The 14,834-nt window shown below is 72.7% G+C and carries 10 protein-coding genes; 8 read left to right on the top strand and 2 right to left on the bottom strand.

Annotated elements, in window-relative coordinates:
* Positions 1-100 precede the first annotated feature (100 nt).
* A complete protein-coding gene (gene hrpA / locus FHX32_RS31000; protein ID WP_167191245.1) occupies positions 101-4,159 on the top strand; it encodes an ATP-dependent RNA helicase HrpA in 4,059 nt (1,352 codons plus the stop codon).
* A gap of 13 nt (positions 4,160-4,172) precedes the next feature.
* Here the strand turns inward: hrpA and FHX32_RS30995 are convergent, their stop codons facing one another.
* Positions 4,173-5,099: a LysR family transcriptional regulator gene (locus tag FHX32_RS30995; protein WP_167191243.1), complete on the bottom strand. Its 927-nt coding sequence runs from the start codon at positions 5,097-5,099 to the stop codon at positions 4,173-4,175.
* A gap of 35 nt (positions 5,100-5,134) precedes the next feature.
* On the opposite strand from FHX32_RS30995, the gene FHX32_RS30990 reads away from it, so the two are divergent.
* The 7 genes from FHX32_RS30990 to FHX32_RS30960 all read left to right on the top strand — a co-directional run bounded on the left by FHX32_RS30990 (position 5,135) and on the right by FHX32_RS30960 (position 13,215).
* Positions 5,135-5,866 (top strand): succinate dehydrogenase cytochrome b subunit, encoded by a 732-nt coding sequence (locus tag FHX32_RS30990; RefSeq protein ID WP_167191241.1) that lies wholly within the window; start codon positions 5,135-5,137, stop codon positions 5,864-5,866.
* Between the two features lies 1 nt (position 5,867).
* The gene (locus FHX32_RS30985; protein ID WP_167191239.1) at positions 5,868-7,805 is read left to right on the top strand and encodes a fumarate reductase/succinate dehydrogenase flavoprotein subunit; all 1,938 of its coding nucleotides are present in this window, start codon (positions 5,868-5,870) and stop codon (positions 7,803-7,805) included.
* Positions 7,802-8,563: a succinate dehydrogenase/fumarate reductase iron-sulfur subunit gene (locus tag FHX32_RS30980; RefSeq protein ID WP_167191237.1), complete on the top strand. Its 762-nt coding sequence runs from the start codon at positions 7,802-7,804 to the stop codon at positions 8,561-8,563. The genes FHX32_RS30985 and FHX32_RS30980 overlap by 4 nt, the downstream gene beginning before the upstream one ends.
* 182 nt (positions 8,564-8,745) lie before the next feature.
* Positions 8,746-9,930, top strand: coding sequence for a zinc-dependent alcohol dehydrogenase (locus FHX32_RS30975; protein ID WP_167191235.1), 1,185 nt, complete (start codon positions 8,746-8,748; stop codon positions 9,928-9,930).
* A complete protein-coding gene (locus FHX32_RS30970; protein WP_167191233.1) occupies positions 9,927-10,871 on the top strand; it encodes an SDR family NAD(P)-dependent oxidoreductase in 945 nt (314 codons plus the stop codon). The genes FHX32_RS30975 and FHX32_RS30970 overlap by 4 nt, the downstream gene beginning before the upstream one ends.
* Positions 10,872-10,946: 75 nt before the next feature.
* On the top strand, positions 10,947-11,975 hold the full coding sequence (locus tag FHX32_RS30965; RefSeq protein WP_208419618.1) for a serine hydrolase: 1,029 nt from the start codon (positions 10,947-10,949) through the stop codon (positions 11,973-11,975).
* Positions 11,976-12,069: 94 nt separating this feature from the next.
* Positions 12,070-13,215, top strand: coding sequence for an MBL fold metallo-hydrolase (locus FHX32_RS30960; protein WP_167191231.1), 1,146 nt, complete (start codon positions 12,070-12,072; stop codon positions 13,213-13,215).
* Positions 13,216-13,291: 76 nt separating this feature from the next.
* Here the strand turns inward: FHX32_RS30960 and FHX32_RS30955 are convergent, their stop codons facing one another.
* Complete coding sequence (locus tag FHX32_RS30955) at positions 13,292-14,803, bottom strand: dGTP triphosphohydrolase (RefSeq protein WP_167191229.1); 1,512 nt, start codon at positions 14,801-14,803, stop codon at positions 13,292-13,294.
* Positions 14,804-14,834: the final 31 nt, after the last annotated feature.

Raw genomic sequence — 14,834 nt, 5'->3', positions numbered from 1 at the left:
CCCCGGCAGGCCCGCGGTGGGACACCTCGCCCGGCGGCCGGTGCGGGGCCGGATAACCCGGGGGCGGTCCCGGGCCGGGCTGCCTATCCTTGGCCACGACATGCAGAATCCAGCCGCACCCGCCGCGACCGACGTCCGCGACCTGCACCGCCGCCTGACTCCCCTGATGTTCCGCGACCAGCGCCGGCTCCAGCGGCGGCTGGACGGGGTACGCAAGCTGCGGGACCCGCAGCGCCGGGAGGCGGCGCTCGCCGAGATCGCCGCCGACGTGACGGCGGCGGAGCTGCGGCTGGAGGGTCGGCGGGCCGCCGTGCCGGTGATCACCTACCCGGCCGGGTTGCCGGTCAGCGAGCGCTCCGACGAGATCGCGGCAGCGATCCGCGACCACCAGGTGGTGATCGTGGCCGGCGAGACCGGCTCCGGCAAGACCACCCAGTTGCCGAAGATCTGCCTGGAGCTGGGCCGCGGGGTGCACGGCCTGATCGGGCACACCCAGCCGCGCCGGCTCGCCGCCCGCACGGTGGCCGACCGGATCGCCGAGGAGCTGGGCACCGAGCTGGGTGACGTGGTCGGTTACAAGGTGCGTTTCACCGACCACGTCAGCGACCGCAGCCTGGTCAAGCTGATGACCGACGGCATCCTGCTGGCGGAGCTGCAGACCGACCGGATGCTGCGCCAGTACGACACGCTGATCATCGACGAGGCGCACGAGCGCAGCCTGAACATCGACTTCATCCTCGGCTACCTGAAGCAGCTGCTGCCCCGCCGACCCGACCTCAAGGTGATCATCACCTCGGCGACCATCGAGACCGAGCGCTTCGCCCGGCACTTCGCCGGCCCCGCCACCGACGAGCACCCGGAGGGCCGGCCGGCGCCGGTGGTCGAGGTCTCCGGGCGGACCTACCCGGTGGAGGTGCGCTACCGCCCGCTGGTCGAGGTCACCGAGGCCGAGGAGGAGGACGCCGACGACGAGGAGAACGTCCGGGACCAGATCCAGGCGATCGGCGACGCGGTCGAGGAGCTGGCCGCCGAGGGGCCCGGCGACATCCTGGTCTTCCTCAGCGGGGAGCGGGAGATCCGGGACACCGCCGAGGCGCTGGGCAAGCTGGTGCAGTCCAAGCGCGCGCTGCTCGGCACCGAGATCCTGCCGCTGTACGCCCGGCTCTCCACCGCCGAGCAGCACCGGGTCTTCGCCCCGCACTCCGGCCGCCGGGTGGTGCTGGCCACCAACGTGGCGGAGACCTCGCTGACCGTCCCCGGCATCAAGTACGTGGTGGACCCCGGCACCGCCCGGATCTCCCGCTACAGCAACCGGCTCAAGGTGCAGCGGCTGCCGATCGAACCGATCTCCCAGGCGTCGGCCGACCAGCGTAAGGGGCGCTGCGGCCGTACCTCGGACGGCATCTGCATCCGGCTCTACGACGAGCAGGACTTCCTCTCCCGCCCGGAGTTCACCGATCCGGAGATCCTGCGCACCAACCTGGCCTCGGTCATCCTCCAGATGACAGCGATCGGGCTCGGCGACATCGCCGCCTTCCCGTTCATCGACCCGCCGGACCGGCGCAACATCACCGACGGCGTCAACCTGCTGCACGAGCTGGGCGGGCTGGACGTCACCGAGACCGACCCGGCGAAGCGGCTCACCCCGCTGGGCCGGCGGCTGGCCCAGCTCCCCGTCGACCCGCGGCTGGCCCGGATGGTCGTCGAGGGCGAGCGCAACGGCTGCGCCACCGAGGTGATCGTGATCGCCGCCGCGCTGTCGATCCAGGACCCGCGGGAGCGGCCGGCCGACAAGCAGGCCCAGGCCGACCAGGCGCACGCCCGGTTCACCGACCGGGAGTCGGACTTCGTCACGCTGCTCAACCTCTGGCGGTACCTGCGCGAGCAGCAACGGGCGCTCTCCTCCAGCGCGTTCCGCCGGATGTGCAAGGCCGAATACCTGAACTACCTGCGGGTTCGCGAGTGGCAGGACATCGTCAGCCAGCTGCGCCAGGTGCTGCGTACCCCCGAGGGGGACGGGCGGGGACGCGGCCGGCGCGGCGCCGGGGAGGCCGCGGCCGACGGTGGCCGGCGCACCGCCGCCGGCGCGGACCTGCCGGAGGAGATCGACACCCCGAAGGTGCACCAGTCGCTGCTGGCCGGCCTGCTCTCCCACGTCGGGCTGAAGGACGCGCAGAAGAACGAGTACCTGGGCGCCCGGGGGGCGAAGTTCGCGCTCTTCCCCGGCTCGGCGCTGTTCCGCAAGCCGCCGCGCTGGGTGATGGCCGCCGAGCTGGTGGAGACCTCCCGGCTCTGGGGCCGGGTGGCCGGCCGGATCGAGCCGGAGTGGGTCGAACCGCTCGCCCAGCACCTGGTGAAGCGCAGCTACAGCGAGCCGCACTGGGAGAAGAAGCAGGCGGCGGTGATGGCGTACGAGAAGGTCACCCTCTACGGCGTCCCGCTGGTCAGCTCCCGCAAGGTCAACTTCGGCCGGATCGACCCGTCGCTGAGCCGCGAGCTGTTCATCCGGCACGCGCTGGTCGAGGGCGACTGGTTTACCCACCACCAGTTCTGGCGGGACAACCAGCGGCTGCTGGCCGAGATCGAGGAGCTGGAACACCGGGCCCGGCGACGGGACATCCTGGTCGACGACGAAACGATCTTCCACTTCTACGACGAGCGGGTCCCGGCCGACGTGGTCTCCGGGCGGCACTTCGACGCCTGGTGGAAGAAGACCCGGCGGGAGCGGCCGGAGCTGCTCACCTTCACCCGCGAGCTGCTGGTCAACGCCGGCCGGGGCGGGGTGGACGAGGCCGACTACCCCGACGAGTGGTCCGCCGACGGGGTGAGCCTGCCGCTGACCTACCGGTTCGAGCCGGGCACCCCGACCGACGGGGTGACCGTGGACATCCCGCTGCCGCTGCTCAACCAGGTGCCGGCGGAGAGCTTCGACTGGCAGGTACCGGGGCTGCGCGAGGAGCTGGTGGTCGCGCTGATCCGCTCGCTGCCCAAGGCGGTGCGCCGCAACTTCGTCCCGGTGCCCGACTACGCCCGGGCGGCGCTGGCTGCCATGCCGGCCGGCGAGGAGCCGCTGCTCGACGCGCTGACCCGGCAGCTGCGCCGGATGACCGGGGTGACCGTGCCCCGGGACGCGTGGGACCTGGACAAGCTGCCGGCGCACCTGCGGGTCCGCTTCCGGGTGCTCGACGAGGAGAACAAGCCGGTCGCCGAGGGCAAGGACCTGCCGGCCCTGCAGCGCCAGCTCAAGGCGGAGGTACGCCAGGTGGTGGCGGCCGCCGCGCCGGACGTGGCCCGCACCGGGCTGCGTGAGTGGAGCATCGGCACCCTGCCGCGCAGCATCGAGCAGGTCCGCGCCGGCTACGCGGTGTCCGCGTACCCGGCGCTCGTGGACGAGGGCGTCACGGTCGGGGTGAAGGTGTTCGACTCGCCGGCCGAGCAGGAGGCCGCACACTGGGCCGGCACCCGACGACTGCTGCGGCTGACCGTGCCCTCGCCGGCGAAGTTCCTCCAGGGGCGGCTGTCGAACGAGGCGAAGCTGGCGCTGAGCCGCAACCCGCACGGCGGGGTGCAGGCGCTCATCGAGGACGCCGCCGGGGCGGCGATCGACAAGCTGGTCGGCGAGGCGGGCGGGCCGGCCTGGGACGCCGACGGGTTCGCCGCGCTGCGCGACAAGGTGCGCGCCGACCTGGTGGACACCGTCGTCGAGGTGATGGACCGGGTGCGCCGGGTGCTCGCCGCCGCGTACGCGGTGGAGCAGCGGCTCGGCCGGACCCAGAACCTGGCAGTGGTGGCCGCCCTGGCCGACATCCGGGCCCAGCTCAGCGGCCTGGTGCATGCCGGCTTCGTCACCGAGACCGGGTACGCCCGGCTACCCGACCTGCTGCGCTACCTGACAGCTATCGAGCGGCGGCTGGACCGGCTGCCGGGCAACCCGCAGCGGGACAAGCAGCAGCAGGACCGGATCGCGGTGGTGTGGCGGGAGTACCAGGACATGCTCGCCGCCCTGCCGCCGACGAGGCGGACCTCGGCGTCGGTCCGGCAGATCCGCTGGATGATCGAGGAGCTGCGGGTGAACGTCTTCGCCCAGGCGCTGGGCACCCCGTACCCGGTCTCCGAGCAGCGCATCTACCGGGCCATGGACGAGGCCGAGGGCCGCTGACCCGCCCCGGCCGTTACGACAGGGGCTCGACGCCGGCCGGGAGCTGGCCCTCGGCGGTCGCGTCGCGGACGTAGTCGAGCAGGATCCGGCGCAGCTCCCGCCCGGCGTGGGTGGGCACCACGTCCCGGCGGCGGGCCACCGCGATGGTCCGGGTCACCCCGGGCGGCGCCAGCCGGGTGAACCGTACGCCCGGGCGGCGGGCGATGCCCGGCACCAGCGCGACGCCCAGCCCGGCCTCGACGAAGCTGAGCACCGCGTCCATCTCACCGCCGTCGACCGCGACGGTCGGCTCGAAGCCCGCCGCCCGGCACGCCTGGAGGGTGGCGTCGCGCAGGTCGTACCCCTCGCGGAACATCACCATCGGCTGGTCGCGCAGGTCGGTGATGAGCAGCCGGCCGGTCGGCATCGCGGCGGGCAGTTCCTCCACCGACGCCACCACCAGGCTCTCCCGCAGGATCGGATCGGCACGCAGGCCCGGGTCGATGCCCTGCGCGGGCATGATGATCAGGGCCAGGTCGAGGTCGCCACGGAGCAGGTCACGCACCAGGTCCTGCGAACCGCCCTCCTCGACCCGCAGGTCGATGGTGGGGTGCGCGTCGCGGAACCGGCGCAGCACCGGCGGGGCGAGCGAGGTGGCCAGGCTCGGGGTGGCGCCGAGGCGGACCCGGCCCCGCCGCAGCCCGACCAGCTCCTGCACCTCGCGGGTGGCGGTGTCGACGTCGGCGAGGATCCGCTTGGCCAACGGCAGCAGCACCTCGCCCGCCGCGGTGAGGCTGATGTTGCCCCTTACCCGCTCGAAGAGCGGGGCCCCGAGGTCGGTCTCCAGGGCGTGAATTTGCTTACTCAACGAAGGCTGGGTTATCCCGACGATGTCGGCCGCCTGGGTGAAATGTCGTACTTCTGCGACGGCAACGAAGTACCGGAGCTGATGGAGCTGCATCTACATAGCTTATGGCTATCAAGACTACGAGGTCGATGCATTGGACGACTGATCAAACTGCTCCTAGCGTCGGTCGCGTGGTAGTCACGAGAACACGGTCGCCCATCCGCTCCAATGTCGGCCTCAAGGCCGTCATGGCGGTGACGGGCATCATCCTGGTGCTGTTCCTGATCCTGCACATGCTCGGCAATCTGAAGGTGTTCACGGGGGAAACCTCGTTCGACCACTACGCGCACTGGCTGCGCGACATCGGCAAGCCGCTGCTGCCGGGCGTCTGGTTCCTCTGGATCCAGCGCGGCGTGCTGACGATCGCCGTGGTGGCGCACATCGCCGCCGCCACCGCGCTGGCCCGGCGCTCCCGCGCCGCCCGCCCCGTCCGGTACGCGCACCGCCCAAAGGTGCAGGGCAGCTACGCGGCCCGCACGATGCGCTGGGGCGGGGTGATCATCCTGCTCTTCGTGATCTACCACCTGCTGGACCTGACCACCGGCCACCTGAACCCGGTCGGCGACCCGAGCAAGCCGTACGCCAACCTCGTCGCCGACTTCGCGCCGGAGCGCTGGTACGTCACGCTCTTCTACACCCTGGCGATCGTCGCGCTCGGCTTCCACCTGCGGCACGGGGCGTTCAGCGCGTTCCGCAGCCTCGGGCAGCAGACCCCGAAGGGCGAGCGCCGGGCGCGCACCGCCGCCCTGGTCTTCGCCGTCACGCTCAGCGCCGGCTTCCTGGTGGTCCCGTTCGCCGTACTCACCGGATTGGTGTCCTGACATGGATCTCTACACCGAGGGCGACCCGATCGCCGACACCAAGGCTCCCGACGGCCCGATCGAGACCCGCTGGGAACGCCGCCGCTTCGACGCCAAGCTGGTCAACCCGGCCAACCGGCGGAAGATGACGGTGATCGTGGTCGGCACCGGCCTGGCCGGCGGCTCGGCCGCCGCCACGCTCGCCGAGCAGGGCTACCGGGTCAAGTCCTACTGCTACCAGGACAGCCCGCGCCGGGCGCACTCGATCGCCGCCCAGGGCGGCATCAACGCCGCCAAGAACTACCGCAACGACGGCGACTCGGTGCACCGCCTCTTCTACGACACGGTCAAGGGCGGCGACTTCCGCTCCCGCGAGTCGAACGTGCACCGGCTGGCCGAGGTGTCGGTCAACATCATCGACCAGTGCGTGGCCCAGGGCGTCCCGTTCGCCCGCGAGTACGGCGGCCTGCTGGACACCCGCTCGTTCGGCGGCGCCCAGGTGCAGCGCACCTTCTACGCCCGGGGCCAGACGGGCCAGCAGCTGCTGCTCGGCGCGTACCAGGCGCTGGAGCGGCAGATCGGCCTGGGCAACGTGGAGATGAACGCCCGGCACGAGATGCTGGAGCTGATCGTCGTCGACGGCAAGGCCCGGGGCATCGTGGTCCGGGACCTGGTCACCGGCGAGATCACATGCGAGTTCGCGGACGCGGTGGTGCTCGCCTCCGGCGGCTACGGCAACGTCTTCTACCTCTCCACCAACGCCAAGGGCTGCAACGTCACCGCCACCTGGCGGGCGCACCGCAAGGGCGCGTACTTCGCCAACCCCTGCTACACCCAGATCCACCCGACCTGCATCCCGGTCTCCGGCGACCACCAGTCGAAGCTGACCCTGATGAGCGAGTCGCTGCGCAACGACGGCCGGGTGTGGGTGCCGAAGGCCAAGGGCGACACCCGCGGCCCGAAGGACATCCCCGAGGACGAGCGGGACTACTACCTGGAGCGGATCTACCCCTCCTTCGGCAACCTGGTGCCCCGGGACATCGCTTCCCGGGCCGCCAAGAACGTCTGCGACGAGGGGCGCGGCGTCGGCCCGACCGGGCTCGGCGTCTACCTCGACTTCGCCGACGCGATCCAGCGGCTCGGCCGCAAGGCCATCGAGGCCAAGTACGGCAACCTCTTCGAGATGTACGAGCGGATCACCGGCGAGGACCCGTACGAGGTGCCGATGCGGATCTACCCCGCCGTGCACTACACGATGGGCGGCCTCTGGGTCGACTACGACCTGCAGTCCACCATCCCCGGCCTGTTCGTGATCGGTGAGGCGAACTTCTCCGACCACGGCGCCAACCGGCTCGGCGCCTCGGCGCTGATGCAGGGCCTGGCCGACGGCTACTTCGTGCTGCCGAACACCATCGCCAACTACCTGGCCGCCGGCCCGTTCGAGAAGGTCGACGGCAGCCACCCGGCGGCGGTCGAGGCGCGGCGCGACGTCGAGGACCGGATCCAGCGGCTGCTGGCGGTCAACGGCGACCGGACCGTCGACTCGTTCCACCGCGAGCTGGGCCAGATCATGTGGGAGCACTGCGGCATGGAGCGCAGCGAGGCCGGGCTGCGCAAGGCGATCGACGAGATCCGGGCCCTGCGGGAGCAGTTCTGGCAGCGGGTCCGGGTGCTCGGCGACGGTGACGGGCTCAACCAGTCGCTGGAGAAGGCCGGCCGGGTGGCCGACTTCTTCGAGCTGGCCGAGCTGATGTGCATCGACGCCCTGCACCGCGAGGAGTCCTGCGGCGGCCACTTCCGGGCCGAGCACCAGACCCCGGACGGGGAGGCGCAGCGCGACGACGAGCGGTTCGCGTACGTCGCGGCGTGGGAGTTCACCGCCACCGGCGAGCCCTCGGTGCTGCACAAGGAAGACCTGAAGTTCGAATACGTCCACCCCACGCAGCGGAGCTACAAGTGAACCTGACCCTGCGCATCTGGCGCCAGTCCGGCCCCGAGGACAAGGGTCGGATGGTGACCTACCAGGTCGACGACGTCTCCCCGGACATGTCGTTCCTGGAGATGCTCGACGTGCTCAACGAACGGTTGATCCTCAACGGCGAGGAGCCGGTGGCGTTCGACCACGACTGCCGCGAGGGCATCTGCGGCATGTGCGGCCTCATGATCAACGGCAACGCGCACGGGCCGCAGCGCGGCACCACCGCCTGCCAGCTGCACATGCGGCAGTTCAAGGACGGGGACACGATCGACATCGAGCCGTGGCGGGCCCGGGCCTTCCCGGTGATCAAGGATCTGGTGGTCAATCGCGGCGCGTTCGACAAGATCATCGCGGCCGGCGGCTACATCACCGCGCCGACCGGCAGCGCCCCCGAGGCGCACTCGGTGCCGGTGGCCAAGGCCAACGCGGACGCCGCCTTCGAGTCGGCGGCCTGCATCGGCTGCGGCGCCTGCGTGGCGGCCTGCCCGAACGGCTCGGGCATGCTCTTCACCGCGGCCAAGGTCACCCAGCTCTCGCTGCTGCCGCAGGGCCAGCCCGAGCGGTACACCCGGGTGATCGGCATGGTCGACGCGCACGACGAGGCCGGCTTCGGCGGCTGCACCAACGCCGGCGAGTGCACGGTGGTCTGCCCGAAGGGCATCCCGCTGAACACCATCGGCCGGCTGAACCGGGACTACCTGAAGGCCACCGCCAAGCGGGGCGACACCCCCGGCTCCTGAGCCTGGCGGCTCGTCGGACGGGCCGCCGCACTCCCCGATCGGGAGCGCGGCGGCCCGTCCCCCTTTCCCAGCTCTCCCGGCCGAGCCACGGCTCGGCCGGGACCACCCGCCCGACGGCCGGTTCAACCCGGTCTGCCGGGGTAGCACCCACGGGGGGACGCGTACGGCGAAGGGAATCGGGCATGAAGGCACTGACCTGGCAGGGCAAGCGGGACGTACGGGTGGAGGAGGTGCCCGACCCGCGGATCGAAGAGCCGACCGACGCGATCATCCGGGTAACCTCCACCGCGGTCTGCGGCTCCGACCTGCACCTGTACGAGGTGCTCGGGCCCTACCTGAAGCCCGGCGACGTACTCGGCCACGAGCCGATGGGCATCGTCGAGGAGGTCGGTCCCGGCGTGACCCGACTCAAGCCCGGTGACCGGGTGGTGGTGCCGTTCAACATCTCCTGCGGCTCCTGCTGGATGTGCGACCGCCAGCTGTACGCGCAGTGCGAAACCACCCAGGTCACCGCGCAGGGCAAGGGCGCCGCCCTGTTCGGCTACACCTCGCTCTACGGGTCGGTGCCCGGCGGGCAGGCCGAGTACCTGCGGGTGCCGCACGCCGGGTTCGGCCCGATCACGGTGCCGGAGACCGGCGCCGACGAGCGCTGGCTGTACCTCTCCGACATCCTCCCCACCGCCTGGCAGGCGGTGCGCTACGCCGACACCCCGCCGGGCGGAACCCTGGCCGTCTTCGGGCTGGGCCCGGTGGGCCAGTTCTGCGCCCGGATCGGGCGGCACCTCGGCGCGGGCCGGGTGATCGGGCTGGACCTGGTGCCGGAACGGCTGGCGATGGCCCGCCGGCACGGCATCGAGGTGCTCGACGTCAGCGAGCTGGACAACGTGCCGGGCACGCTGATCGACCTGGTCGACGGGCGCGGCCCGGACGCGGTGATCGACGCGGTCGGCATGGAGGCGCACGGCGCGCCGCTGGGCAAGCTCGCCCAGACCGCCGCGGGGCTGCTGCCGGACGCGCTCGCCCGGACGATGACCGACAAGATCGGCGTCGACCGGCTCGTCGTGCTCAAGGCCGCGCTCAAGGCGGTCCGCCGCGGCGGCACCGTCTCCGTCTCCGGGGTGTACGGCGGCGAGGTCGACCCGATGCCCCTGATGGAGATGTTCGACCGGGGCGTGCAGCTGCGGATGGGGCAGTGCCACGTACGCCGCTGGGTCGACGAGATCATGCCGCTGCTCGCCGACGACACCGACCCGCTGGGCGTGGCGGACCTGCGTACCCACCGGCTTCCGCTGGAGCGGGCGCCGCAGGCGTACGAGATGTTCCAGAAGAAGGAGGACGGCTGCGTCAAGGTCGTGCTCGAACCGTGAGCCGGGTCGTGGTGGTCACCGGCGCCACCAGCGGGATCGGCCGGGCGGCGGCCCGGGCCTTCGCCGGGCGCGGGGACCGCCTGGTGCTCGCCGCCCGCTCCCCCGCCACCCTCGCCGAGGTACGCGCCGAGTGCACGGCCGCCGGCGCCCAGGCGCTGGACGTACCGACCGACATCACGGCCGACGGCGCGGTGGACGCGCTCGCGGACGCGGCGGTGGACCGGTTCGGCGGCGTCGACGTGTGGTTGCACACCGCGGCGGTGATGGCGTACGGCCGGTTCGAGGAGACCCCGGCGCGGGTCTTCGAGCAGGTGGTCCGCACCGACCTGCTGGCCGCCGCGGCGGTGGCCCGGGTGGCGCTGGGCCAGTTCCGGACGGCCGGCGGCGGCACCCTGATCCTCGTCGGCTCGGTGCTCGGGCACATCACCGCCCCCTATCTGAGCGGTTACGTGGCCAGCAAGTGGGGCCTGCACGGGTTGGCCCGGGTGTTGCAGCAGGAGGCCCGGGACACCCCTGGCGTCGAGGTCTGCGTGATCAGTCCGGGCAGTGTGGACACCCCGGTCTACCAGCGCGCCGCCAACCACCTGGGCCTGCTCGGCCGCCCGCCGCTGCCGGTCACCACCCCGGAGCGGGTCGCCCGGGCCATCCTGGACTGCGCCGACCGGCCCCGCCGGGAGATCTCCGTCGGCCGGGCCAACGCGGTGATGCGGGTCGGCTTCACCGCGCTGCCCGGCGTCTACGACGTCCTGGTCGGACCGCTGATGCGGCTGCTCGCGCTGACCGACCGGCGAACGCCGCCGCGCGACGGGGTGGTGTTCGCCCCCGACCCGTCCAGCGAGGTGGTCCGCGGCGGCTGGCTGCCCGACCTCGGGCAGCTGGCCCGCGCCGTCGGCGCCCTGCCCGGCGCGGTCGGATCGGCGCTGCGGCGACGGCCGTCGTGAGCACGGGATCACCCACTTCGATCTCTTCCCCTATGGTGGCCGGAGGACACGATCCGCGCCGGACGGGAGAGACGATTGGCCATCAGAGTGAACCGCAGGACCGCACTGGGCATCGGCACGGTGGCCACCGCCGGCACGGTGCTGGGTGGCGCCGTGCCCGCCGCCGCTGACCCGGGATCGTCGGCCGTGGCCGGCCGGTCCACCCGGGTCGCCGCCCGACCGGAACTGGTCGCGCCGCTGATCCAGGCGGCCTACCTGCGGGAGACGACGGTGGCCGGCGGGAACTGGCAGGCGTACCTCAGCCTGGCCACCGCAGACGGGCCGCTGGAGGTCGTGGCCGACTCGCCCGACCAGGTGCTCGAGGCGTACAGCGTGAACAAGATCGCGGTCGCGGTGGCGGTGCTGGACAAGGTCGACCGGGGGCTGCTCACGCTGGACCAGCGGGTCGACGTGACCGCCTCGATCGTGGTGCCCGGCGGCGACGGCATCTTCAGCCTGGACAACGCCTACCCCAGCTCGGTCACCCTCGGCCACGCGTTGGCCGCCCTGCTGACCGTCTCGGACGACACGGCGGTACGGCTCTGCGGCCTGGTCTGCCCGGCCGCCGAGCTGAACAGCATCCTGGTGGCCAAGGGCTTCCCGAAGACGCAGGTGCAGCCGGTGGCCAACCCGAACCGGTTCTTCCTCGGCACCAGCACGCCCCGAGAGACGCACGACCTGCTCCGGGCGCTGGTCGCCGGCACCCTGCTCACGCCCGCCTCCACCGCGTTCCTGCTCAAGCTGCTGCGTTCCCCCATCGCGTTCAACGAGGGGATCCGGCGCACCACGTCGTCGGCCGAGCGGGCCCGGATCGCCACCAAGGCCGGCTGGTTCGCCGACGCCCGGCACGAGGCCGGCGTGATCTTCGACGCCGCCGGAGCGCCGCTGGTGACATACGTGCTCTTCGCCGACGGGCAGGCCGACCCGGACAACTACGGCGCCACCCACCCCGCCGTGGCGGCCCGGGCCCGGCTGGGCCGGCGGATGCTGGACGTGACGGCCAACCTCAGCGGCGCCGGGGTGACCCACCGGCTGGCCGCCCAACGGCCGAGCAACGGCGGCTGAGCGCCCGCGGGCCGCCGTGGCCGCCGGATTCGCCCGGCCACGGCGGCACCGCGCTGGCTACCGTGTAGGGCGGGAGACGGCGGAGGGGACGGCGATGCGGCGACCAGTGGGGCGATCGGAACTCGACCAGGAGTGGGGGCGCCGCCTGCGCGGCGGCGTCGGGCTGGCCGCGCTGGCCGGGCTGGCCTGGGTCGCCCGGGACGTACCGGCGGCGCTCGGCGGCCGGCTGACCGGTGCCCGGGCCGAGCGGGCCGCCCGCTCGCCGCAGTTCCGCGACGGCACCTTCCACAACAAGGCGAGCACCCGGACGATGGTCGCCGACCCCGGCCGCAACCTGCTCTGGGAACTGGTCTTCGGCAAGCAGCAGCGCCGGCCCCGCTCGGCGGTGCCGCTGCTGCGCCCGGCCGAGCCGCCGGCCACCGACACCGACCGGCAGCTGAACGTCGTCTGGTACGGCCACGCCTCGGCGCTGATCGAGATCGAGGGCCGGCGGGTGCTGCTCGATCCGGTGTGGAGCGAACGCTGCTCGCCGTCGGCCCTGGTCGGCCCCCGCCGGTTGCACGAGCCCCCGGTACGCCTCGACGAGCTGCCGCCGGTGGACGCGATCCTGATCTCGCACGACCACTACGACCACCTCGACATGGCCACCGTGCAGGCGCTGCTGGCCAGCCAGTCCGCGCCGTTCCTGGTGCCGCTCGGGGTCGGCGCGCACCTGGACCGCTGGGGCGTACCGGCGGACCGGATCGTCGAGCTGGACTGGTCGGAGTGCCACCGGGTGGCCGGGCTGGAGATCACCGCCACCGCGGCCCAGCACTTCTCCGGGCGGGGGCTGCGCCGCGACAGCACGCTGTGGAGCTCGTGGGTGATCGCCGGGGCGCGGCGCAAGGTCTTCTACACCGGTGACTCCGGTTACTTCGACGGGTACGCCGAGATCGGCGCGGAGCACGGCCCGTTCGACGTGACCCTGATGCAGATCGGCGCGTACGACCGGGCCTGGCCGAGCATCCACATGTTCCCCGAGGAGGCGGTCAGCGCCCACCTGGACCTGCGCGGCGGGCTGCTGATCCCGGTGCACTGGGCCACCTTCAACCTGGCCCTGCACGACTGGTCCGAGCCGGTGGACCGGCTCTGGGCCGAGGCCAAGGCGCGCGACGTGCGGCTGGCCGTACCGCGGCCCGGCGAGCGGGTGGTGGTGGACGACCCGCCCGCGGTGGACGGCTGGTGGCAGTCGGTCGCTTGAGCGGTCCCCGGGCGTGCCGCGCGGCGGCTTCCCGGACGCGGGGCACGGCCGGAGCGCCGGACGCCCCGGCCGGCGGTCAGAGCACGAAGGCGTCGGTCCAGAGCGCGCCGGAACGGCCGGAGAGCGCGTCCAGCATGGCGACCGCCTGGTTGTCGGTGAGCTGAGCGACGAAGTCGACGATGGCCCGGCCCCGGGCCTTGCCGATCCGGTCCGGGGTCCGCGGATGCAGCTCCGCCTCGGCCAGCTCCACCAGGTCGTGCAGCCGGCGCGGCAGCCGGGACTCCTCCTCGGGGTCGAGCAGCCAGTCCAGCAGCGCCTCCACCAGCGTGCCCAGCAGCCGGGCCTGACCGCGCTGGTGCAGGGCCAGGTCGGGGCGGGCCAGCACGAACCGGTGGTGGACGAACTTGAGCACCTGCACCTCGTGCCACTGCGCCGGGGCCAGCAACACGTGCCCGGAACGCACCGAGGGGTGCTCCACCACGGTGATCGCGTCGACGAACCGGGTGGTCCACCGGGCGGAGAAGCGGGCCACGTACTGCTCCGCCTCGATCGAGCCGTCGAACGGCACCGCGAGCAGCCCCTCGACCAGTTCCTCGCGGACGTGCTCGACGGCGGCGGCGAACGCCTCGTCGTCGGCGACCCAGGCGTCCTTGCGGTGCAACTGCCGGCGCAGCCGCTCGATCGCCGCGCCGGGACGGCGGGCCGCGCTGCCCAGGGCGGCGTCGGTGATGGCCCGGAAGTGCCCGCTCTCGCGCTGCCAGGCCATCAGCTCGGCAGCCACCGCGCCCTGCTGGAGCACCCCGACCCGGTAGAAGTCCTCCACGTCGTGGATGGCGTAAGCGATGTCGTCGGCGGTGTCCATCACGGACGCCTCGACGGTCTGCTGCCAGTCCGCGATCCGGCCGACGAACGGCTCCCGGGCCTGGCGCAGGTCGTCCATCTCGGTCCGGTAGGCGCCGAACTTCGCCGAGCCGCTGGCCGGGTCGTCCGGCGGCGGGGTGGCGCCGCGCGGTGGCGGCTCCATCAGCCGGGGGTGCGGGTCGGGGTGGTCGAGCCGGGTCCACGGGTACTTCAGCAGCGCCGCCCGGACGGCCGCGGTCAGGTCCAGGCCGGTGGTCGCCGCGCCCCGGATCTCGGTGCTGGTGACGATCCGGTACGACTGCGCGTTGCCCTCGAAGCCGTCGGCGAGCCCCAGCCGGTGCCGGGCCAGCCGGTCCAGCACCCGCTCCCCCAGGTGCCCGAACGGCGGGTGGCCCAGGTCGTGCGCGAGCGCGGCCGCCTCCACCACGTCCGGATCGCAGCCACCGAGCTTCGCCAGCAGGTCGCGGTACTCGCCGTCGGCGGTGAGCCGTTCGGCGATCGCCCGCGCCACCTGGGCGACCTTCAGGCTGTGCGTGAGCCGGTTGTGCACCAGCAGGCCGGCGCCGACCGGGCTGATCACCTGGGTGACCCCGCCGAGGCGGGCGAAGAACGGCGAGCCGACGATCCGGTCGCGGTCCGACCGGAACGGACTGGTCGCCAGGTCGCCGAGGGCCCGGGCGCTGCCGCCGAAGAGCCGCCGGGCGCGGGGGTCCGAGGGTGTTTCCATGATCGCAACGCTAGTGTCCCGAGTCGTTGAT

The organism is Micromonospora sp. CNZ280, assembly GCF_011759515.1.
Note: the sequence above shows the minus strand (reverse complement) of the source record. Positions and strands in the feature narration are given on the sequence as shown.

Excerpts from the sequence above, each read along its gene's own strand:
- hrpA (WP_167191245.1), top strand. The coding sequence starts at position 101 with ATGCAGAATCCAGCCGCACCCGCCGCGACCGACGTCCGCGACCTGCAC.
- FHX32_RS30995 (WP_167191243.1), bottom strand. The coding sequence starts at position 5,099 with ATGCAGCTCCATCAGCTCCGGTACTTCGTTGCCGTCGCAGAAGTACGA.
- FHX32_RS30990 (WP_167191241.1), top strand. The coding sequence starts at position 5,135 with ATGCATTGGACGACTGATCAAACTGCTCCTAGCGTCGGTCGCGTGGTA.
- FHX32_RS30985 (WP_167191239.1), top strand. The coding sequence starts at position 5,868 with ATGGATCTCTACACCGAGGGCGACCCGATCGCCGACACCAAGGCTCCC.
- FHX32_RS30975 (WP_167191235.1), top strand. The coding sequence starts at position 8,746 with ATGAAGGCACTGACCTGGCAGGGCAAGCGGGACGTACGGGTGGAGGAG.
- FHX32_RS30960 (WP_167191231.1), top strand. The coding sequence starts at position 12,070 with ATGCGGCGACCAGTGGGGCGATCGGAACTCGACCAGGAGTGGGGGCGC.
- FHX32_RS30955 (WP_167191229.1), bottom strand. The coding sequence starts at position 14,803 with ATGGAAACACCCTCGGACCCCCGCGCCCGGCGGCTCTTCGGCGGCAGC.